Here is a 19,330-nt window from a genome sequence, read left to right as displayed (position 1 = left end):
GCGCGTGGTGGGGGCGGAATTTGGGTATTTGGACCAAGAAGAAGCACAGGGGTGGTTCCTTATGCTTGATGTTGTGTTCGCCTCAGGCGGTTTCCAACCCGTCTTCGCCCTCACGCGTGTGTTGTGTCGCCGTGGCGCGGGCGGTGACGGTCAGGCCCATGACATCCGTGCCGCGATCATGACGCAGCACGCAGTCGGTCAGGGTGATCTTGGTCAGGCCCGCCTGCGTGAGCAAGTCCCGGACATAGGCGGGGGCGTGGGCAAAGCGGCGGGCTTCTTGCAGGGTGTAGCCCTTGGTGCCTTTTTCGACGGTGAAGGCCAGCAGGCCCCCCGGGGCGAGGCTGCCCGCGATCCAGGTCATGACCCCGTCCAGCGCGCCGAGATAGTTGAAGACATCGGTGGCGACGATCAGGTCATAGGGCTGATCCGCGAGCGGCAGCGCGGCGATGTCCCCCTTGATGAGCCGGTCATACAGCCCCTTGGCCTCGGCCTCGGCCAGCATGCCGGCGGAGATGTCGACCCCGTGCATGGTCTGCGCCAGCGGGCGGAGCACCTCGCCCGTCAGGCCGGTGCCGCAGCCGAGATCCATGACATTGGTCACGGCGGTGACGCCGGCGGCGCGCAGTGCATCGGCAATGATTTGCGGGCCGCGATAGCCGAGCCGGTCCTGAAGCGCCGTGTCGAAACGCGGCGCGTATTGGTCAAACAGCAGCTCGACGAAAGCCGGGGGCAGCGTGTCGGCCACTTGCGTCCCGCGCAGCAGATCGCGTTTCAGAACCGCACCCAGCGGGTCCGCCGGATCGGCGAGAATCGCGCGGTCCCAAGCGGTTACGGCCTCTGCTTCGAGTCCCGCCGCCTCGTACCATTCGCCCAGACGGAACCAGCCCGCCGCCCAGTCCGGCGCCAGATCCAGCGCGGATTTCATCGCTTCGATCGCTGCGGCCAGGTCGCCCAGGTGCAGCATGGTTTCGGCGAAACCGGCCCGACGGTCCGCCGCCGGGTCGCCAGAGGGGAAACGCGTCCCTTGCATGGCTCATCATCTCTCAGGGGTCCGCTCATTTGCCCGGACCGGGCCACGCGGCGAACGACACGCTGCATCTCTCGGGTGCATCGGATTGGCCGTTACGGCCAAGCACCGGCCCCTGTCAAGACAAATACGGAAAGACATCCATGACGTCAGATTACGTGATCATCGGCGCGGGCAGCGCGGGCTGTGCCATGGCCTACAGGCTGGTCGAAGCGGGCAAGTCCGTCACGGTCATCGAGCATGGTGGCAGCGATTGGGGGCCGTTCATCAACATGCCCGGCGCGCTGTCCTATCCGATGAACATGAAGCGTTATGACTGGGGCTACAGCACAGAGCCCGAGCCGGGCTTGGGCGGGCGCAGGCTGGTGACCCCGCGCGGCAAGGTCATTGGCGGGTCAAGCTCGATCAACGGCATGATCTACGTGCGCGGGCACGCGATGGACTATGCCCATTGGGAGGAAAGTGGCGCCAAGTCATGGGGTTATGCGGATGTCTTGCCCTATTTCAAGCGCATGGAGGATTGGCATTCCGGCGGGCATGGCGGCGACCCGGCATGGCGCGGGCGGGGCGGACCCTTGCATGTGACGCGGGGCAAGCGGGACAACCCGTTGACACGGGCCTTCGTCGAGGCCGGGCGGCAGGCGGGTTATCCGGTGACCGGCGACTATAACGGCGCGCAACAAGAAGGGTTTGGCGCGTTCGACATGACCGTCTGGAAGGGCGAGCGGTGGTCGGCGGCCAAGGCCTATCTGCGGCCTGCGCTGGCACGCGGCGCGCGGCTGGTGCGGGGGCTGGCCCGGCGCGTGGTGTTCGAGGACGGGCGCGCGGTGGGGGTCGAGATTCGCCGGGGTCCGAAGGTCGAGGTGATCCGCGCGGGGGCGGAGGTGATCGTTGCGGCCTCTGCCATCAACTCGCCGGCGCTGCTGATGCATTCGGGCATTGGCCCGGCGGCGCATCTGCGCGCCCTCGGCATCGGCGTGCGGGCGGATCGGCCCGGCGTGGGGCAGAACCTGCAGGACCACCTTGAGTTGTATATCCAGATGGCCGCGACGCAGCCGGTCAGTCTGGCGAAGTATTGGAACCTGTGGGGCAAGGCTTGGGTTGGGGCGCAATGGGTGCTGCGGCGGCGGGGTCCGGGCGCGTCGAACCAGTTCGAGAGCTGCGGTTTCATCCGCTCGAAGGCCGGGGTGCAATATCCTGATATCCAATATCATTTCCTGCCGATCGCCGTACGCTACGACGGCAAGGTCGCGGCCGAGGGGCATGGATTTCAGGCCCATGTCGGGCCGATGCGGTCGAAATCGCGGGGGGCGATCACTTTGCACTCCGGCGATCCCGAAGCGGCACCGCGGATCTTCTTCAACTACATGTCCGACCCGGAGGACTGGACCGATTTTCGCCAATGCATTCGCCTGACGCGGGAAATCTTTGGTCAAGCGGCGTTCGATCCGTATCGCGGCAAGGAAATCCAGCCGGGCGCCGACGTGCAATCGGACGAGGCTTTGGATGCGTTCATACGGGAGCATGCCGAAAGCGCCTATCACCCCTGCGGCACCTGCCGGATGGGCGCGGCAGAGGACCCGCACGCGGTGGTCGATCCCGAGGGTAGGGTCATTGGGGTCGAGGGCCTGCGCGTGGCGGACAGTTCGATCTTTCCGCGCATCACCAATGGCAACCTCAACGCCCCCTCGATCATGGTTGGCGAGAAGATCGCAGATCACGTGCTGGGGCGCAGCCTGCCGCGCGACGAGTCAGAGCCGTGGATTCACCCCGATTGGCAGGCGCAGCAGCGTTAACTTTCCTTAACAGATTCGGTTGAAACCGGGCACCGGAACGCCGATCTTAACGGAATGTTAAGATTTGCGATCATGGCGATGGTGGCTCTGTGGGCCGGGGCGGGACAAGCGAGCGACAGGCTGGCCGTGCGCGGACCTGCGCATGTGGTGGACGGCGATACCTTCGTCATCGACGGCCAGCGCATTCGGTTGCACGGCATCGACGCGGTCGAGGGCGACCAGCGCTGCGGCGGCGAGGGCACCCCGATGTGGGCCTGTGGCAAATGGGTGACCGCCGAGGTCACGGCTCGATATGAGGGCCGGGTTCTGGAGTGCTTTCAGACGGATACGGACCGTTATTCACGCATCGTCGCAATCTGCATGGACGGTACGTCCGAGCTGAACCGCGATCTCGTGCGTGGCGGGCTGGCCTTTGCCTATCCGAAATATTCCGACCGCTACATCGGTGACGAAGCCTATGCCCGTCGCGTCAAGGCGGGGCTGTTTGGCACCGGCGTCATGCGGCCTGCGGCCTTTCGCGCGGTGGGACGGCAGGGGCGCGAGGCGCAATTGGCCCGCGCCGTGCCTCAGGACTGCAAGATCAAGGGCAACATCAATTCGAAGGGCGTGCGCATCTACCATGTGCCCGGTCAGGAATACTACACCCGGACGAAGATCAGTCCCTCCAAGGGCGAGCGCTATTTCTGCACCGAGGCGGAGGCCCGTGCAGCCGGCTGGCGGCGCTCGAAGGTCTGAAATTTCATGAAATTTCGTGCCTGCGACGCATCTATTGATCCGCGTCAAGGTCGGGGCTTACGGCGCGTGCCAATCTCTTGTCAGACAAGGCAAAAAAAGGAGGAGACGCGAGATGTCCCACACCCCCCATGAACTGCACGAGGAATTTCCGGAATTCGCGGAAAAGATGTCGGCGCTAAAGACGTCCGACGCGCATTTCGTCAAACTGGCGGACAAGTATCACGAGATCAACCGTCGGGTGCACCGCGCCGAGACCAATGTCGAGCCGATGGAACAGCTGGCCGAAGACCAGCTGCGCAAGGAACGCGCGGCGCTCAAGGACGAGATCTACGGCCTGCTCAAGGCGTCCTGATCCGCCCCGACCGTGAAACAGGCCCCCGGCGCGCCGCGTCGGGGGTTTTCATTTGTTCAGAAGGGCTTCTACAGCGTTGGTGATGTTGCGCGAGAGGGGCCGCGCACTGCTGCCAAAGGCGGCAACGAAGTTGCCCTCGCCATCCAGCAACACCTTGTTGAAGTTCCATTGCGGCGTAAATCCGTGTTCCTCGGCCAGCCATTTGTAGACCGGGTGCGCCTGCTCGCCGCGCACATGGGTGATGTCCGTCATCGGCAGCGTCAGGCCGAAATTGATGGCGCAGAATTCCGCCACCTGTTCGCCGGTCGCCAGTTCCTGCCGGAAATCGTTCGAGGGCACGGTGACGACGACCAGACCTCGATCCTTGTAGCGGTCATAAAGCGCCTGAAGCCCGTCATATTGCGGCGTGAACCCGCAGCGCGAGGCGGTGTTGACCAGCAGCACCAGCTGGCCCGCGTATTGGTCAAGCGACAGCGGGCCGCCATCGATGTTGTCGAAGGGCACGTTCGGGGCGGCGGCGGCAGTGCCGGCGATCAGGCTCAGGACAAGGGCAAGGCGGCGCATGGCAGGTCTCCTTTCGGCAAAGATAGTGCGGCAGGCCGCATGTCAACGGGCTTGCCCGGCGTTGGTCCGCATGATTTTCTGGACCGAAAGGAGAGATGTCATGGCCGGAGGATGGACACGCGACGGCGCGGTGTCGGAACAGATCGAGGCGTCGATCGCCGATGAACTGGCGCGTCTGCGGGCACGGCGCGGCCCGGTGGGCGAAAGCCTGACGGATTGCGCGGAATGCGGAGAGGAAATCCCCGAGGCGCGGCGCGCGGCGCTGCCCGGGGTCAAGCTGTGCGTGGACTGCGCCTCCGAACGGCAGGGCCAGCAGGCGCGCAAGGGCGGGATCAACCGGCGCGGCTCGAAGGATTCGCAACTGAAGTAAGCGGCAGTCGCAGGATGTGCTGCGGGCCGTAACCGCCATCGAGGTAGAGCGCGCCGGTATCGACAAAGCCGCCATGCAGATAGGCGGCGCGGGCGGCTGGGTTCTTTGCGTTGACGGTCAGCCAGCATTCCGGCGCGTCGTAATGCTGCGCGAGGTAGGGGCGCAGCGCGGCGCAGGCGGATTTGGCAAGGCCGCGGCCCTGATGCGCATGGTCGATCAGGAACATGCGCAGGCCAATCACGCCCTCCGGGGCGGAGTCTTGGGTTTCGGCATAGTCGCGGTCGATGGCGAAGAAACCTACCGGCTGATTGTCCGACAAGATCAGATGGCCGTCCCGCGCCGCGCCTTTGCTCATCGTCTGGCGTGGCAGATCGGCAAACGGGGCCTGATCGGGCGGCAGGGTGAAGCCGTCGGTCAGGTGCAGGTCGGACGGTGCGAGGGGGCGGAGCGTGACGGTCATGCGGATCTCTTGGCGCGGAGCAGACCCGTGTCCCGGGCTTGACCCGGGACCTCTTGGCCTGCGCTGGGGTGGAGGCCCCGGGTCAAGCCCGGGGCGCGTGTCGCCTAGTCTTCCATCGCTTCGAGCTGGTCGATGAAGCCTTCGATCATCGACAGGCCCTTGTCCCAGAACTTCGGGTCAGAGGCGTCCAGACCAAACGGCGCCAGCAATTCCTTGTGGTGCTTGGACCCGCCCGCCTTGAGCATGTCGAAATACTTGTCCTGAAAGCCCTCGGGGTTTTCCTGATAGGCGGCATAGAGCGCGTTCACCAACCCGTCGCCGAACGCATAGGCATAGACGTAGAAGGGCGAGTGGACGAAATGCGGGATGTAGGCCCAGAAGGTCTCATACCCATCCATGAATTCGAAGACCGGGCCGAGGCTTTCGGCCTGCACCGACATCCACAGGGCGTTGATGTCATCCGGGGTCAGCTCGCCGCCGCGCCGCGCCGCGTGCAGCTTGCATTCGAAGTCGTAGAAGGCGATCTGGCGCACGACGGTGTTGATCATGTCCTCGACCTTGCCCGCCAGCAGGACCTTGCGTTCCTTGTCATCCTTCGCGTTGTCGAGCATCCGCTGGAAGGTCAGCATCTCGCCGAACACGCTTGCGGTTTCGGCCAGAGTCAACGGCGTCGAGGACAGCATCTCGCCTTGCCCCGCGGCCAGCACTTGATGCACGCCGTGACCCAATTCGTGGGCCAAGGTCATCACGTCGCGCGGTTTGCCGAGGTAGTTGAGCATCACATAAGGGTGCACATCGGTGACGGTGGGGTGCGCGAAGGCCCCCGGTGCCTTGCCCGGTTTCACGGCGGCGTCGATCCAGCCCTTGTCGAAGAAGGGCGTGGCGATCTCTCCCATGCGCGGGTCGAAGGCGTTATAAGCGTTCATCACCGTCTCGCGCGCCTCGTCCCATTTGACGGTGCGCGTGGCCTCCATCGGCAGGGGGGCGTTGCGATCCCAGACTTGCAACGTGTCCAGCCCCAACCACTTGGCTTTCAACGCATAATAGCGGTGCGACAGGCGCGGATAGGCGTCCACCACGGCATTGCGCAGCGCCTCGACCACCTCGGGTTCGACGTGGTTCGACAGGTGGCGGCCGGTCTGCGCCGTGGGCATGCCGCGCCAGCGGTCCATGACCTCTTTTTCCTTGGCCTGTGTGTTGTGGACGCGGGCAAAGATCTTGATGTTCTCACCAAAGACGCGGGCCAGTTCATGCGCCGCCGCCTCGCGTTTGCTGCGATCCTGCTCGGTCAGGAAGTTCAGCGTGGATTCGATGTTCAACTCTTCGCCGTCGATCTCGAAGGTCAGGCTGGCGATGGTCTCATCGAACAGCCGCTCCCACGCGTCGCCGACCACGCCCATGTCGTGGAGGAACTTCTCCATCTCGTCGGAGAGCTGGTAGGGCTTCATCGCGCGGATGCGGTCGAAGACCGGCTTGTAGCGGGCAAGATCGGCGTTTTGCGCGAACAGCTTGTCCAGATGGTCATCGTCGAGCCGGTTCAGTTCCAGCGTAAAGAAGACCAGCGGCGTGGTGTAATTGGTCAGCTTTTCCTGACAGTCCGACAGGAATTTCGCCCGCTCCGGATCGACGGTCATCTGGTAATAGCGCAGGCCCGCAAAGGACATGATGCGACCGGCGACCATGTCGATCTTTTCGTTGCGTTGCACGCAGGTCAGGAAGTCGTCAGCGGACAAGTCTGCCAGCTTGCCCTCGTAATCGGCGGCAAAGCTGGCGCAGGCCTGTTCCAGCCAGTCCAGATCGCGCTTCAGCTCTGGTGCGTCGGGGGAGGCGTAGAGATCGGTCAGGTCCCATTCGGGCAAGCCGCCCAGATCCTTGCCTCCGGCGCTGGCATTTGCGTCAAAGAGTGGCTGGATGGTCATGGGGCGTCTCCTGTTGTCGTTTGCACAGGAGGTAAGCGCGGGCAGGGGCCGGGTTCAAGGCGTGAGAGTGATTTTGCCGCTCCGGATGGTGCCGAATTTTCATGAAAATTCGGGTTCCCGGTCAGAACCGATGCGCCAATGTCAGATGAAAGGCGCTGCCCGCCGCGCCATCGGTAGCAGCCAGGGTAACATCCAGATCGGGGCGGATCGCATAGCGCGCCGACAGGCCATAGGCGTCATTGCGTCCGTTTTCGGTAAATTCACCGAAGGCCGACAGGGTCACGCGCTGGTTGACCTCCCACGCGGCATGCAGCGCAAGCGCATCGGGCAAGCCGCTGGCATTCGGGTGCAGCCAGCCCAGCCCGATCTCGACATCGCCGAAATCGTAGCGCGCGCCGAGCTTGGCGTTGATCCCGTCATAGATCGAAGCGCGGTCCCACACGCCTTCGACGGCGGCGGCCACGGTCCACGGACCGCGCTGCCATTCCAGCGCCACAGAGGCGGAGCGGAAGCCGCCCTTGACAGCATCATGCGCCGATACCCAAAAGCGCAGATCCCCCGCCTGGTGGGTATAGCTGAGGCCCCATGGCACGGCGGTGCGTCGCATGGCTTCGGTCGTGGCATGGGCGCGGGCGTATTCGGCGCGGGCATAAGCCAGATAGGGGGCGTTCCGCTCGAACACCGAGGGCAGCACCGCGTCATAGGCCGGGCGCACCGCGCCCAGCCGCCATGTGTCGTTCCAGACAAGGGCGGCATAGGTTTCATGCGGGCGCTTGCCATCAAGCGCAAACAGATAGGTGCCCAGCTCAAAGCTCAGCGGCCAACTTTGCGACAAGGGGATCGTCACCGTCGCATCAATCTGGCCTACGCCGTGGCTGGCATAGGCATCGGTCGCGCCGAGGCTGACGGTTCCGTCGAAATCTATGGACTGGGCGTGCAGCCCTGCGGGCAGGGCGGCGATGGCAAGGATCAGGGATAGGCGCATGCGGATGTCTTTCTGCTGTGCAGAAAGAATGGCACGCGGAACGACGAAGGAAAAGGTGTCATATTACCCGTAGGCGGCCAGCAGTGCATGCAGATCGTCGAGCGTGTTGGCCTCTTGCACCGGCTTGTCATGCCGCCAGCGGGCCATGCGGGGAAAGCGCAGGGCGATGCCGGACTTATGGCGCGGGCTGGCTTGGATGCCCTCGAAGGCGATCTCGAACACATGTTCGGGCGTGACCTGCCGCACCGGGCCAAAGCGTTGCAGCGTGTTGCGGCGGACCCAATGGGTGATCTGCTCGAACTCCGCATCGGTCAGGCCGGAATAGGCCTTGGTAAACGGCACCAGATCGTTGCCCTTCCAGACCGCAAAAGTGAAGTCGGTGAACAGGTTGGCGCGGCGTCCATGGCCGGACTGGGCATAGATCATCACCGCGTCAACGGTCAGCGGGTCAAGCTTCCATTTCCACCAGTCGCCTTTCTTGCGGCCATCGAGATAGGGCGCGTCGCGGCGTTTCAGCATCAGCCCCTCGGCGCGGTGGTCGCGGGCCTTGGCGCGGGTCCGGGCCAGTTCGGGCCAGTCGTCGAAGGCGATCAGGGGCGAGGGGCGCAGCGGTGCATCAACGGGCAGATCGGAAAGCAGCGCGTCGAGACGCGCGCGGCGCTCGGCCAAGGGATGTTGGCGGATGTCCTCGCCCCGATCTTCGAGCAGGTCATAGGCCAGCAGGATCGCGGGGGCGTCCTTTAGCAGCTTTTTCGGCACGGTCTTGCGCCCGATTCGGGTTTGCAGCGTGGCAAAGGGCAGGGGCTGCGCCCCGTCCCACGTGACGATCTCGCCATCCAGCACCGTGCCTTGGGGCAGGAAATCGGCGGCGCGGGCGAATTCGGGGAAACGGTCGGTGATCAGTTCCTCGCCGCGCGACCACAGGTGATGGGTGTCGCGCAGCACCAGCTGGCCCCGGATTCCGTCCCATTTCCATTCCGCCTGCCAGTCGCCGGGGGCGCCGAGCGTGTCGGGTGGGACTTCGAGCTGGTAGGCAAGGTAGAACGGGTAGGGGCGCGCGCTGACGGCCTGCGGGTCGTTGGCCTCGATCAGCCGGGTCCAGTCGGTCGTCGTCGGGGTCCAGTTACCCATCAACTTATGCGCGAGCACCGATTCCGCCTGCCCGGTGGCCTGTGCCAGTGCGCGGGTCATCAGCTTGCGGCTGACACCGATGCGGAAACCGCCGGTGATCAGCTTGTTGAAGATCAGCCGCTCGGTCGGGTCGAGCTGGTTCCATGCACCCAGAATGCGGGCCTTGCGGGCGTCGGGGTCGAGATCGTGGAGGGCTTGCAACTCGGTCAGCCAGAAGGTCAGGTCGTGATCCGAGGTCGCGGTCGGCTCCGGCAGGATCAGCGCCAGCGTTTCCGCCAGATCGCCGACGATGTTGTAGCTGTCCTCCAGCAGCCAAAGCGGCAGGTTGGCGGCCTCTGCGGCCCATTCGCGCAGCTGCGTGGTGGTGACGGCGCGTTTCGGACGGCGGCCGGAAAACAGCGCCACGCACCACAGCTTGTCGCGATCCGGAGCGTGACTGAAGTAATCCGCCAAAGCCTTTGTTTTCAGGCTGGTTTTTGTGGTTTCGTCCAACGCCCTGAAAAGCGCGGCAAAGCGTTTCATGCCGCGTCCTCCTCTTCGCCGAAGCGCGTGGGGACGATCCGGGCAGTGTAGCCGATCTCATTCAGGTGGCGCGCGAAGATATCCGTGTAACCATGCGTGACGTATATGTTTTCCGCACCCGTCGCGGCAATGGCCTCGTGCAGGCCGGGCCAGTCCGCATGGTCCGACAGGACAAAGCCCCGATCCATCGCCCTCCGCCTGCGGATGCCGCGCAGCCGCATCCAGCCTGAGGCAAAGCCGGTGGAGGCGCGACCAAAGCGCCGGGCCCAAGCGCTGCCAAGCGCCGAGGGCGGCGCGATGACCAGCGCGCCGGGATAATCCTTGACGTTCATGTCGGGGGTGACCTGCACCGTCTCGGGCAAAGCATAGCCTTGGGCGCGCAGCACCGCATTTGTCGCCTCGACCGCGCCATGGGTCAGGATCGGCCCCTGCGGGTCGATCAGCGACATCAGCCGCTGCGCCTTGCCCAGCGAATAGGCGCCCAGCAGGGAAAACCGCCCTTCGGCGCGGTTGGCGCTCCACCATTGGTTGATCTGCTCGGCGACCTCTTGCTGCGGCTGCCAAGTGAAGATGGGCAGGCCAAAGGTGCATTCGGTGATGAAGCTGTGGCAGCGCACCGGCTCGAATGGCTCGGCCAGCCCGTCCGGCGTGGTCTTGTAATCGCCCGAGACGACCCAGACCTCGCCCCCCACCTCGACCCGGATCTGGGCCGAGCCGGGCAGGTGGCCCGCCGGATGAAAGCTGACCTGCGCACCGCCGATCGTGCGCGTCTCGCCATAGGCGATCGCGTCGGCGGTGATCTCGCCCAGCCGGTGGCGTATCACGGGCAGGGCGCGGTCGGTGGCGAGGTATGCCCCCATCCCGGGGCGCGCATGATCCGCATGGCCATGGGTGATCAACGCCCGCGCCACGGGACGCCACGGGTCGATGTGGAAATCGCCCGCGGGGCAGTAGATTCCGTCTTCGGTAAAGGTCAGGACCGGGTCGCGCATGGGCAAAGTCTAGGGGCCGGGCGCGATCCGTCCAGTGGTCAGGCGGATAACGCGGAGTCGCGCGGCGCATTCTCGAACAGGTCGAGGATCTGGCCGATCAGGCGGTCGCGCAGCGGCGGCGCTTCCATCAGGACCTCGTGTTCGCCATTCGCGACCATTTCGAGCCGCCCGCCGGGCCAGCGGGCCATGCGGTCGCTGATGCGGGGCACGTCGACAATGCGTTCATTCGTGCCGCAGAAGGTCAGGCAGGGCAGGTCGGGCGAGGGGCGGCGCGACAGGGCGCGCGTCTCGGCCAGTGCCTCGTGCAGCCAATGCAGCGACGGCCCCCCCAGTTGCAGTTCCGGTATGGCAAGGATCTGGCGGCGCATGTAGTCGAAGCTGTCCTGATCGGTGGTCAGCAGGTTGTCGACGAAGGGCGCGGTCACGATGTAGCTGTCGGGCGAGGTGCCGGGCGCATAGAGATGGCTCAGACCCACCGACTTGGCCGCGCGGCTGATCGCCCATGCGGCGGGGCGCACCGGGTTGGCGATGCGGATGCCCCACATCGGCCCGGTAAAGACGCAAGAGGCCACGTCCAGACCATCCATCACCGCGCGCAGGCCGATGCAGCCGCCCATGGAATGGGCGATCATGTGCCGCTTGCCGGGCAGGTCCAGCCAATCGGCCACGCCCAACATCGCGCTGATGTCCTTCTGGTAATCCTCGAAGACCTGCACATGGCCGGTGCGGGCATCGGTCAGCATCCGGTCGGCCATGCCCTGCCCACGCCAGTCGATGGCCAGCATGTGATAGCCTGCGCGCGCCAGATCGGCGGCGACGCGACCGTATTTCTCGACATATTCGGTCCGGCCCGGAAACATCAGGACGGTCCCCCGCGCCCCGGTCGACGGGTAGTGGGCCACGCGCACGCGCAGCCCGTCCGAGGTGCGCGCCCAGTACGCGCGTGCGTCGGCGGGACCTTCGGACAGATCGACATGGAAGGGCGCGGGGGTGTAGCTCATTATGCCAGAACCTGCGCCAGACGCATTGCCGCGCCCATGTCGCCATCGATCGACAGCTTGCCCGACATGAAGGCAGAGGTCGGGTCGAGATCGCCCGCAAGGATCGCCTCGAAGGTTTCCTGCGTGGCGGTCAGGGTCACGTCCGCCGCTTCGTCGCCCGCATGGGCGCCGTTCTCGTCGATGATGACGCTGCCCTCATCCTCGATCACGAACTTGGCGGTCCCGTCGAACCCGTTGCCGTCCATCTTTGCGTTCAGTGCCGCAACGGCGGCGTTTATGGTGTCACTCATCTCTGCTCCTGTCAGGTCTTAACGAAAACGTGCGCTGGCATTGTCTGCCCCGGACGCTACACTGGTACACGTTATGAGCACGGGACCCATGAATATCAAATTTACCGTCACGGCAGTTCTGGCCGTAGTCATGTTTTCCCTACCTGTCGCAACGTCAGCGCAAGACCGCGCATCCGAGTTGCTGGAGGAGTTGGCGCAGGCCGAGGACGCGACCGAGGCCCGGCGGCTGGAGAATCGCATCTTTTCGGAATGGTCGAAAAGCGGCTCGGCTGCGATGGACCTGCTGTTGAAGCGGGGCACCGATGCGATGGAGGTCAGGAAATTCGATGCCGCCATCGAACATTTCCGCGCATTGACCGATCATGCGCCGGATTTCGCCGAAGGCTGGTACGGGCTGGCGCTGGTCTATTACGAACGCGAACGCTTTGGCCCGGCGCTGGATGCGCTGGAACGGGTGCTGTCCCTGAACCCGCACCACTTCCCGGCGCTCAAGGGCGTCGGCGCGATCAATGAGCAGGTCGGAAAGCCGGTGCTTGCGTATCAGGCCTATGAGCGGGTACTGGAGATGCGGCCGCATGACCCCGAGGTGATCGAGGCGCTCAAGCGGCTGGAAGTCAAAGTGAAGGGCGTCGAACTCTAGCGTTCGCCCCGTACCCAAAGGCGGCCCCCAATGGCCCAAGGCGCACGGATCGCGGCCGTTCTCGGCCCGACCAATACAGGCAAGACCCATTACGCGATCGAGCGGATGTTGGCGCGGCGGACCGGCGTGATCGGCCTGCCATTGCGCCTGCTTGCGCGCGAGGTCTATGACCGCATCGTCGCTGTGCGCGGACCCTCGGTCGTGGCGCTGGTCACGGGCGAGGAACGCATCGTGCCGCCGCGCGCGCAGTACTGGGTCTGCACGGTCGAGGCCATGCCCGAAGGCATGGGCGCGGATTTCGTCGGCATCGACGAGATCCAGCTATGTGCCGATCCCGAGCGCGGGCATGTGTTCACCGACCGACTGCTCCGGATGCGGGGCACGCAGGAGACGCTGTTCATGGGCTCCGACACCATGCGCGGGCCGATTGCGGCCTTGGTGCCGGGAGTCGAATTCATCCGCCGCGAGCGGATGAGCCAATTGGCCTATACTGGTTCGAAAAAGATAAGCAGACTGCAGTCGCGCACGGCAATCGTCGGGTTTTCGGTTGATAATGTCTATGCTATCGCCGAGCTGTTGAAGCGGCAAAAGGGCGGTGCGGCGGTCGTCATGGGCGCTTTGAGCCCCCGGACGCGGAACGCTCAGGTCGATCTGTACCAGAATGGCGAGGTCGATTTTCTGGTGGCCACCGATGCCATCGGCATGGGGCTGAACCTCGACATCGACCACGTCGCGTTTTCGTCCACGACGAAATTCGACGGGCGGCGGATGCGGCCTTTGGCGCCCAATGAACTGGCCCAGATCGCGGGCCGGGCCGGGCGCGGCATGAGCCACGGCACATTCGGCGTGACGGGCGAGGCGGGGCCGCTGCCCGATGAGGTCGCCGAGGCGATCTGCAACCACTCCTTTACGCCCTTGAAGAAGCTGAACTGGCGCAACGCCGCGCTGCAATTCGGCAGCATCGACGCGCTGGAAAGATCCTTGGATCAAGCCCCCAACGACGACCGCCTGAACAAGGCCCGCGAGGCCGACGACCTGCGCGCGCTTAGGCTGATGTCCGCCGAGGCCGAGGTGCGGGCGCGGGCCTCGGATGCGCGGTCCGTACAGTTGCTGTGGGATGTCTGCCGAATCCCCGATTTCCGCGGCATCTCTCCGGCGGAACATGCGGGGCTTTTGAGCGTTATCTTCGGGCATCTGCACGAACACGGTGCGGTGCCCGACGACTTCATGGCGCGACAGATCAAACGGATCGACAGGACAGATGGCGACATTGACACACTCTCGAAACGTCTCGCCTATATTCGCACATGGACCTATGTTGCGCAGCGCAAGGGTTGGCTACGCGATGAAGAGCATTGGCGCGGGGCGACTCGCGCTGTAGAAGACAGCCTGTCAGATGCGCTGCACCAGCGGCTGACGCAAAGATTTGTAGACCGGCGGACCAGCGTGCTGCTTCGGCGGTTGAAACAGAAGGAGGCCCTTTTGGCCGAAGTGAACGAACAAGGTGAAGTCACCGTCGAAGGGCAATTCGTCGGCAAATTGGAAGGGTTCCGGTTCCGTCAGGACAAGGACGCAACCGGGCAGGAGGCCAAGACGCTGCGTCAGGCCTCGATCCAGGCGCTGACGCCGCATTTCCATTTGCGCGCCGACCGTTTCTACAACGCGCCGGATACCGAAATCGATTTCACCGAACAGGGTGGGTTGATGTGGGGCGAGCAGGCCGTGGGCAAGCTGGCCAAGGGCGATGACCCGTTGAAGCCGCGCGTGGTCGCGTTTGTCGACGAAGAGGCCGGACCGGACGTCGCCCAAAAGGTCGAGCGCCGCTTGCAGCACTTCATGGATCGCAAGATCGCCGCCCTGTTCGAGCCGCTGCAAAAGCTCAAGGATGACGAGGCGCTGAGCGGTCTGGCCCGTGGCTTTGCCTTCCGTTTGATCGAGAATATGGGCGTGATCCCGCGTGCCGACGTGGCTGCCGAGGTCAAGGAACTGGATCAGGACGCCCGTGGCGCGCTGCGCAAGCACGGTGTGCGGTTCGGTCAATACACGATCTTCATGCCGCTTCTGCTGAAGCCCGCGCCGACGCGCCTGCGTCTGGTGCTTTGGTCGCTGGCGAATGGGCTGGACGAATTCCCCGAGGCGCCGCCTCCGGGTCTGGTGACGGTCCCGAATATCGAGGCCGTGCCCGCCGAGCATTACACGCTGGCGGGCTACCGCAAAGCCGGTCAACGGGCGATCCGCATCGACATGCTGGAACGTCTGGCCGACATGGTGCGTGGCGAGGACAGCCGGGCCGGGTTCGAGGCCAAGGCCGACATGCTGTCGATCACTGGCATGACGCTGGAACAGTTCGCCGACCTCATGGGCGGGCTGGGCTACCGCGCCGAAAAGGGCGAGCGGGCCAAGGTCAAGCCCGTCGATGCCGTGATGGCGACCGAGGATGGCGCGCCTGCCGAAGATGTGCCGGTGATGGACGCCGCGCAGGAGGTTGCGCCGGGCACCGATGCCGCCGCAGCCGTCGCACCCGACGCCGCCGATCTGCCGGAGCGCGTGCAGGACTTGCCCGATCAGGGCGAGGCCCCGGTCGAGACCGATCCGGTCGAGCCGGTGGCGGAAACTCCGGTGCCTGACGCCCCCGAAGAAGAGCTGGTGCCGGGCGAGACGCCCGATGCGGCGCTGGCCGGTCCCGAGATGGAGGTGTTCTACACCTTCACATGGGGTGGCAATCGCGGTGGCAACCAGCAGCGCCGGGGCGGCGGCAAGCCGCGCCGCGATGCCAAGCCGGGCGAGGCCCGTGGCGACCGTGGCGACAAGCCGCGCGGCAAGGGCAAACCGAAAGGCAAGGGCGGGCCGAAAGGCGACCGGGATCGAAATGATCGCGGGCCGAAGACCTTCTCCTCGCGTCCGCCGAAGAAGGAAAAGCCGATCGATCCGGACAATCCCTTCGCCGCGGCGCTCATGGGGTTCAAGGACAAGTCCTGAGTGTCGGACGACCGCATCCGCCTCGACAAATGGCTGTGGCAGGCCCGGTTCTTCAAGAGCCGGTCGCTTGCTGCGGCCTGCGTCACCGGCGGGCATACCCGGGTCAATGGTCAGCACGTGTCCAAGGCCAGCCGCGCGGTGGGTCCGGGGGATACGCTGACCTTTCCGCAGGGGCGCTTGGTCCGGGTGATCCGGATCGCCGCCTGCGGCACGCGACGCGGCCCCGCGACCGAGGCGCAGACCCTGTACGAGGATCTGTCCCCGCCCGAGACCCAAGAAAAGAAAGACGTTCCGCCAATCCAGCGGATCGAAGGCAATGCGCGTCCCACGAAAAAGGATCGCAGGAAACTCGATCTTGATCGGTCGCAGGCGCTTGAATGATGGCGGGCGCTGGTCTAGCTATCGCTGCAACGCGCCTTTGAACGGACGAGATGCCCAATGACCTATGTCGTCGTCGACAACTGTATCGCCTGCAAATACACCGACTGTGTCGAGGTCTGCCCCGTGGACTGTTTCTACGAGGGGGAGAACATGCTGGTGATCCATCCCGATGAATGCATCGATTGCGGCGTCTGCGAGCCGGAATGCCCCGCCGATGCCATCCGCCCGGACACCGAGCCGGACATGGAGAAATGGGTCGAGTTCAATCGCAAATATTCCGAGGAATGGCCGGTCATCATCACCAAGAAAGACCCGCTGCCCGAGGCCGAAGAGCGTGACGGTGAAGCCGACAAGCTGAACAAGTACTTCTCGGAAAAGCCCGGCGAGGGCGGCTGACGATTCGCCCATGGCGGGCTAGGGTTGGTTGCGCTATCACGCGCAAGCCGTTGAGAAAACGTGAGCTTTCTGTTTCTCTCCATGGCGCTAGGAGTGCGGCGTTTTTTGTGGTATGATGCCCGTTACATGATGACACCGTACACATGGCACTGTGCCGGGCTGCCTCTGGGGGCTTAAGCTGAGCTGATATAACGAGATGACCGGGAACTTTGACGGGTCCCCGATCGTCTTTTTTTTCGCCTGTGTACCGCGTGAGCTGCGAGGAAGAGACTATATGACCAAAGCGAAGAAACCCGAATTCCGCCCGAACGACTACGTGGTCTACCCGGCGCATGGCGTCGGACAGATCATGTCCATCGAGGAGCAGGAAATCGCGGGGATCAGCCTTGAGCTGTTCGTGATCTCTTTTGAAAAGGACAAGATGACGCTGCGGGTTCCGACCCACAAGGCGACCGAGATCGGCATGCGCTCGCTCAGCTCTCCGGATGTGGTCGATGCCGCGATGAAGACGCTGAAGGGCAAGGCCAAGGTCAAGCGCGCCATGTGGTCGCGCCGGGCGCAGGAATACGAGCAAAAGATCAACTCGGGCGACCTGATCGCGATTGCCGAGGTGGTGCGCGACCTGCACCGCGCCGATGACCAGCGCGAGCAATCCTATTCCGAGCGTCAGCTCTACGAGGCGGCGCTGGAGCGTCTGACCCGAGAAGTGGCCGCCGTGACCGGTGACGAGGTTGCCGCTGCCCGTCAGGTGGACGAGGTTCTGGGTCTGCGCGCAGCGTAAGCCACCCTTCGATTTGATGTGACCGCGTGCCTTGACGGGCGCGCGGTTTTTCTTTGGCCGGGGGCTGCGCGCGGCCCCTTGAGCGGGTCAGGCCGCGCCTTTTTCGGCCTTGGCGCGCTCTTCGAGGGCCGTGTAAAGAGCGGTCTCCAACTCCTTTTCCAGCTCGCGCGCCCGGTCCACATAGGCGTGGTTCTCCGAGGCCGGCATGGAAGGGTCCCACAAGCTCGCCAATTCCCGCAGGGTCTGGCGGTCGTGGTGATAGAACGTTTCCTCGGCAATCGCGGCCTCGTATTCGCTCATCCCCATGTTTTCCAGCACGTAGCGCCCGGCGCGCAGCGAGCTGTCGAACATCTCCCGCACGATGTCATTCGCGCCGACCTTATATAGCAGGAACACATGCGTCCGGTCGCGCGCGCGCGCGATGATGTGCAGGTCGGGCCGCAGGCGCCGCGCATAGGCGACCAGCTTGGTGTTGGCCTTGGCATCGTCCAGCGCGGCGACCAGCACCTTGGCGTTTTCGATCCCGGCGGCGTGCAGCAGTTCTGGCCGCGTTGGGTCGCCGAAGAAGCCGCGATAGCCAAAGCGCCGCATCAGTTGGATCGTGCCCATGTCGTGATCCAGCACAACCGTGGGATACCCCGAGGATTGCACCAACCGCGTCACGATCTGGCCAAACCGGCCAATCCCTGCGACGATCACCGGACCCTGCGCGTCGATCTTGTCTGGCGCGCGCGTTTCGCCGCGCTCTTCGTAGCGTTTGGCGACGAAGTCGAAGATCAGGAACAACAGCGGCGTGATCATCATCGACAGGGCGATGACCAGCAGCAGCCGGTCGGCAAGCCCTTGGGTCAGCACGCTTTGCCCCAGCGCGAAGGAGGTCAGCACAAAGCCGAACTCCCCCGCCTGCGCGAGGCCCAGCGTGAACAGCCACAAGCCCCGCTTGCGCAGGCCAAAGGCGCGGCCCAGCACGAACAGCACGACACCCTTGATCAGGATCACCGCCAGCGCGGCGGCCATGATCACCGCCGGTTCCTTGAACAGCCGTTCCACGTCGATACCGGCGCCCACGGTGATGAAGAACAGCCCCAGCAACAAGCCCTTGAAGGGTTCGATGTCGCTTTCGAGTTCGTGGCGGAATTCCGAGTTGGCCAGCACAACACCCGCAAGGAAGGTACCAAGCGCGGCGGACAGGCCCACGAGGTTCATCAAGAAGCCGATGCCGACGACGATCAAAAGCGCGACCGCCGTGAACATCTCTGGCAGGCGGGCGGCGTGGATGAAGCGGAACAAAGGCCGCGCGCCATAGATGCCGGCGAGGATGATCGCGGCGACCATGGCCAGCATGACCAGCGCGACGCCCCAGCCCGGCAACCCGTCCACGAGGCTCATGCCGTGATGGGCATCGGCGGCGATATCCGAAGGCCGCCGGATCGAGCCATCCTGCGACAGCGTCACCGCGGGCGCGGCGGCCAGCAGGGGCAGGGCGATCAGCATCGGGATCACCGCGATGTCCTGCGTCAGCAGCACCGAAAAGGTCGAGCGCCCGCCACTGGTCTGCATCAGCCCCTTTTCCGACAGGGTCTGCAACACGATCGCGGTGGAGGACAGCGCGACGATCAGCCCGACGGCCAGCGCGGTCTGCCATGTGGCGAGGGGCTTGTACCATTGCCCGATGGCCAGCGTCGCCACCATGATCGCCAGCGTCGTCAGGGTGATCTGCAACCCGCCCAACCCGATCAGGCGGTGGCGCATGTCCCACAGCGCGCGTGGTTCGAGTTCGAGCCCGATGAGGAACAGCATCATCACGACGCCGAATTCAGCGAAGTGGCGGATATCCTCGGTATGTTCGATCAGGCCCAAGCCCGGCCCGATGATCAGCCCGGCGGCGAGATAGCCCAGCACCGACCCCAGCCCGAGCCGCGCCGCGATGGGCACCGCGATGACCGCGGCACCCAGAAAGACCGAGGCCTGAAAGAGGAAGGATTCCATGCGTTGCGCCCTGATTTGCC

General features: G+C 64.6%; 19 protein-coding genes. 9 read left to right on the top strand and 10 right to left on the bottom strand.

Annotated features, from left to right (window positions below; all coding sequences use genetic code 11):
* Positions 1 to 82: 82 nt before the first annotated feature.
* On the bottom strand, positions 83 to 1,030 hold the full coding sequence (locus D8Z78_RS15080) for a class I SAM-dependent DNA methyltransferase (protein ID WP_121631570.1): 948 nt from the start codon (positions 1,028 to 1,030) through the stop codon (positions 83 to 85).
* 140 nt (positions 1,031 to 1,170) lie between these two features.
* Here D8Z78_RS15080 and betA point away from each other — a divergent pair, with 140 nt between their 5' ends.
* The 3 genes from betA (at position 1,171) to D8Z78_RS15065 (ending at position 3,910) form a co-directional block, all read left to right on the top strand.
* The gene (betA, locus tag D8Z78_RS15075) at positions 1,171 to 2,823 is read left to right on the top strand and encodes a choline dehydrogenase (RefSeq protein WP_121631571.1); all 1,653 of its coding nucleotides are present in this window, start codon (positions 1,171 to 1,173) and stop codon (positions 2,821 to 2,823) included.
* 54 nt (positions 2,824 to 2,877) lie between these two features.
* Positions 2,878 to 3,558, top strand: a complete 681-nt coding sequence (locus D8Z78_RS15070; protein WP_240672141.1) for a thermonuclease family protein — start codon at positions 2,878 to 2,880, stop codon at positions 3,556 to 3,558.
* A gap of 112 nt (positions 3,559 to 3,670) precedes the next feature.
* A complete protein-coding gene (locus tag D8Z78_RS15065; RefSeq protein WP_121631572.1) occupies positions 3,671 to 3,910 on the top strand; it encodes an HP1242/YdcH family protein in 240 nt (79 codons plus the stop codon).
* Positions 3,911 to 3,958: 48 nt separating this feature from the next.
* Here the strand turns inward: D8Z78_RS15065 and D8Z78_RS15060 are convergent, their stop codons facing one another.
* On the bottom strand, positions 3,959 to 4,474 hold the full coding sequence (locus D8Z78_RS15060) for a glutathione peroxidase (protein WP_121631573.1): 516 nt from the start codon (positions 4,472 to 4,474) through the stop codon (positions 3,959 to 3,961).
* 100 nt (positions 4,475 to 4,574) lie between these two features.
* On the opposite strand from D8Z78_RS15060, the gene D8Z78_RS15055 reads away from it, so the two are divergent.
* Positions 4,575 to 4,844, top strand: a complete 270-nt coding sequence (locus D8Z78_RS15055; RefSeq protein WP_121631574.1) for a DksA/TraR family C4-type zinc finger protein — start codon at positions 4,575 to 4,577, stop codon at positions 4,842 to 4,844.
* Here D8Z78_RS15055 and D8Z78_RS15050 read toward each other — a convergent pair.
* From D8Z78_RS15050 to D8Z78_RS15020, 7 genes are all read right to left on the bottom strand, one after another.
* Positions 4,807 to 5,304 carry a GNAT family N-acetyltransferase gene (locus tag D8Z78_RS15050; RefSeq protein ID WP_121631575.1) on the bottom strand — a complete coding sequence of 166 codons (498 nt, stop codon included), beginning with the start codon at positions 5,302 to 5,304 and terminating at the stop codon, positions 4,807 to 4,809. The two genes, D8Z78_RS15055 and D8Z78_RS15050, sit on opposite strands and share 38 nt — an antisense overlap.
* Before the next feature lie 104 nt (positions 5,305 to 5,408).
* On the bottom strand, positions 5,409 to 7,223 hold the full coding sequence (locus D8Z78_RS15045) for a M3 family oligoendopeptidase (RefSeq protein ID WP_121631576.1): 1,815 nt from the start codon (positions 7,221 to 7,223) through the stop codon (positions 5,409 to 5,411).
* A gap of 121 nt (positions 7,224 to 7,344) precedes the next feature.
* Positions 7,345 to 8,208, bottom strand: a complete 864-nt coding sequence (locus D8Z78_RS15040; RefSeq protein WP_121631577.1) for a porin family protein — start codon at positions 8,206 to 8,208, stop codon at positions 7,345 to 7,347.
* A 63-nt stretch (positions 8,209 to 8,271) separates the two neighbouring features.
* Positions 8,272 to 9,861 (bottom strand): ATP-dependent DNA ligase, encoded by a 1,590-nt coding sequence (locus tag D8Z78_RS15035; RefSeq protein ID WP_121631578.1) that lies wholly within the window; start codon positions 9,859 to 9,861, stop codon positions 8,272 to 8,274.
* Positions 9,858 to 10,853 carry a ligase-associated DNA damage response exonuclease gene (locus D8Z78_RS15030; RefSeq protein WP_121631579.1) on the bottom strand — a complete coding sequence of 332 codons (996 nt, stop codon included), beginning with the start codon at positions 10,851 to 10,853 and terminating at the stop codon, positions 9,858 to 9,860. Before D8Z78_RS15030 ends, D8Z78_RS15035 begins: the two co-directional genes overlap by 4 nt.
* Positions 10,854 to 10,891: 38 nt before the next feature.
* Positions 10,892 to 11,854, bottom strand: coding sequence for an alpha/beta fold hydrolase (locus D8Z78_RS15025; RefSeq protein ID WP_121631580.1), 963 nt, complete (start codon positions 11,852 to 11,854; stop codon positions 10,892 to 10,894).
* Complete coding sequence (locus D8Z78_RS15020; protein WP_121631581.1) at positions 11,854 to 12,144, bottom strand: SCP2 sterol-binding domain-containing protein; 291 nt, start codon at positions 12,142 to 12,144, stop codon at positions 11,854 to 11,856. Before D8Z78_RS15020 ends, D8Z78_RS15025 begins: the two co-directional genes overlap by 1 nt.
* Positions 12,145 to 12,232: 88 nt before the next feature.
* Between D8Z78_RS15020 and D8Z78_RS15015 the strand changes: the two genes are divergently transcribed.
* From D8Z78_RS15015 to D8Z78_RS14995, 5 genes are all read left to right on the top strand, one after another.
* Positions 12,233 to 12,784: a tetratricopeptide repeat protein gene (locus tag D8Z78_RS15015; RefSeq protein WP_240672140.1), complete on the top strand. Its 552-nt coding sequence runs from the start codon at positions 12,233 to 12,235 to the stop codon at positions 12,782 to 12,784.
* Between the two features lie 30 nt (positions 12,785 to 12,814).
* Positions 12,815 to 15,763: a helicase-related protein gene (locus tag D8Z78_RS15010; RefSeq protein WP_121631582.1), complete on the top strand. Its 2,949-nt coding sequence runs from the start codon at positions 12,815 to 12,817 to the stop codon at positions 15,761 to 15,763.
* Positions 15,764 to 16,144 (top strand): RNA-binding S4 domain-containing protein, encoded by a 381-nt coding sequence (locus tag D8Z78_RS15005; protein ID WP_121631583.1) that lies wholly within the window; start codon positions 15,764 to 15,766, stop codon positions 16,142 to 16,144.
* Positions 16,145 to 16,201: 57 nt separating this feature from the next.
* Positions 16,202 to 16,540, top strand: a complete 339-nt coding sequence (fdxA, locus tag D8Z78_RS15000) for a ferredoxin FdxA (RefSeq protein WP_121631584.1) — start codon at positions 16,202 to 16,204, stop codon at positions 16,538 to 16,540.
* A 274-nt stretch (positions 16,541 to 16,814) separates the two neighbouring features.
* Positions 16,815 to 17,321, top strand: coding sequence for a CarD family transcriptional regulator (locus D8Z78_RS14995; RefSeq protein WP_121631585.1), 507 nt, complete (start codon positions 16,815 to 16,817; stop codon positions 17,319 to 17,321).
* Between the two features lie 87 nt (positions 17,322 to 17,408).
* Here D8Z78_RS14995 and D8Z78_RS14990 read toward each other — a convergent pair whose 3' ends face one another.
* Positions 17,409 to 19,310 carry a cation:proton antiporter domain-containing protein gene (locus D8Z78_RS14990; protein WP_121631586.1) on the bottom strand — a complete coding sequence of 634 codons (1,902 nt, stop codon included), beginning with the start codon at positions 19,308 to 19,310 and terminating at the stop codon, positions 17,409 to 17,411.
* Positions 19,311 to 19,330 lie beyond the last annotated feature (20 nt).

This window comes from Tropicibacter alexandrii, from assembly GCF_003667315.2.
Classification (GTDB): domain Bacteria; phylum Pseudomonadota; class Alphaproteobacteria; order Rhodobacterales; family Rhodobacteraceae; genus Tropicibacter; species Tropicibacter alexandrii.
Note: the sequence above shows the minus strand (reverse complement) of the source record. Positions and strands in the feature narration are given on the sequence as shown.

Bases quoted from the DNA above. Each gene is read 5' to 3' on its own strand.
- D8Z78_RS15020 (WP_121631581.1), bottom strand. From the start codon at position 12,144: ATGAGTGACACCATAAACGCCGCCGTTGCGGCACTGAACGCAAAGATG.
- D8Z78_RS15015 (WP_240672140.1), top strand. From the start codon at position 12,233: ATGAATATCAAATTTACCGTCACGGCAGTTCTGGCCGTAGTCATGTTT.
- D8Z78_RS15050 (WP_121631575.1), bottom strand. From the start codon at position 5,304: ATGACCGTCACGCTCCGCCCCCTCGCACCGTCCGACCTGCACCTGACC.
- D8Z78_RS14990 (WP_121631586.1), bottom strand. From the start codon at position 19,310: ATGGAATCCTTCCTCTTTCAGGCCTCGGTCTTTCTGGGTGCCGCGGTC.
- D8Z78_RS15055 (WP_121631574.1), top strand. From the start codon at position 4,575: ATGGCCGGAGGATGGACACGCGACGGCGCGGTGTCGGAACAGATCGAG.
- fdxA (WP_121631584.1), top strand. From the start codon at position 16,202: ATGACCTATGTCGTCGTCGACAACTGTATCGCCTGCAAATACACCGAC.
- D8Z78_RS15080 (WP_121631570.1), bottom strand. From the start codon at position 1,030: ATGCAAGGGACGCGTTTCCCCTCTGGCGACCCGGCGGCGGACCGTCGG.
- D8Z78_RS15070 (WP_240672141.1), top strand. From the start codon at position 2,878: ATGTTAAGATTTGCGATCATGGCGATGGTGGCTCTGTGGGCCGGGGCG.
- betA (WP_121631571.1), top strand. From the start codon at position 1,171: ATGACGTCAGATTACGTGATCATCGGCGCGGGCAGCGCGGGCTGTGCC.
- D8Z78_RS15035 (WP_121631578.1), bottom strand. From the start codon at position 9,861: ATGAAACGCTTTGCCGCGCTTTTCAGGGCGTTGGACGAAACCACAAAA.
- D8Z78_RS15025 (WP_121631580.1), bottom strand. From the start codon at position 11,854: ATGAGCTACACCCCCGCGCCCTTCCATGTCGATCTGTCCGAAGGTCCC.
- D8Z78_RS15040 (WP_121631577.1), bottom strand. From the start codon at position 8,208: ATGCGCCTATCCCTGATCCTTGCCATCGCCGCCCTGCCCGCAGGGCTG.
- D8Z78_RS15030 (WP_121631579.1), bottom strand. From the start codon at position 10,853: ATGCGCGACCCGGTCCTGACCTTTACCGAAGACGGAATCTACTGCCCC.
- D8Z78_RS14995 (WP_121631585.1), top strand. From the start codon at position 16,815: ATGACCAAAGCGAAGAAACCCGAATTCCGCCCGAACGACTACGTGGTC.
- D8Z78_RS15010 (WP_121631582.1), top strand. From the start codon at position 12,815: ATGGCCCAAGGCGCACGGATCGCGGCCGTTCTCGGCCCGACCAATACA.
- D8Z78_RS15045 (WP_121631576.1), bottom strand. From the start codon at position 7,223: ATGACCATCCAGCCACTCTTTGACGCAAATGCCAGCGCCGGAGGCAAG.
- D8Z78_RS15065 (WP_121631572.1), top strand. From the start codon at position 3,671: ATGTCCCACACCCCCCATGAACTGCACGAGGAATTTCCGGAATTCGCG.
- D8Z78_RS15060 (WP_121631573.1), bottom strand. From the start codon at position 4,474: ATGCGCCGCCTTGCCCTTGTCCTGAGCCTGATCGCCGGCACTGCCGCC.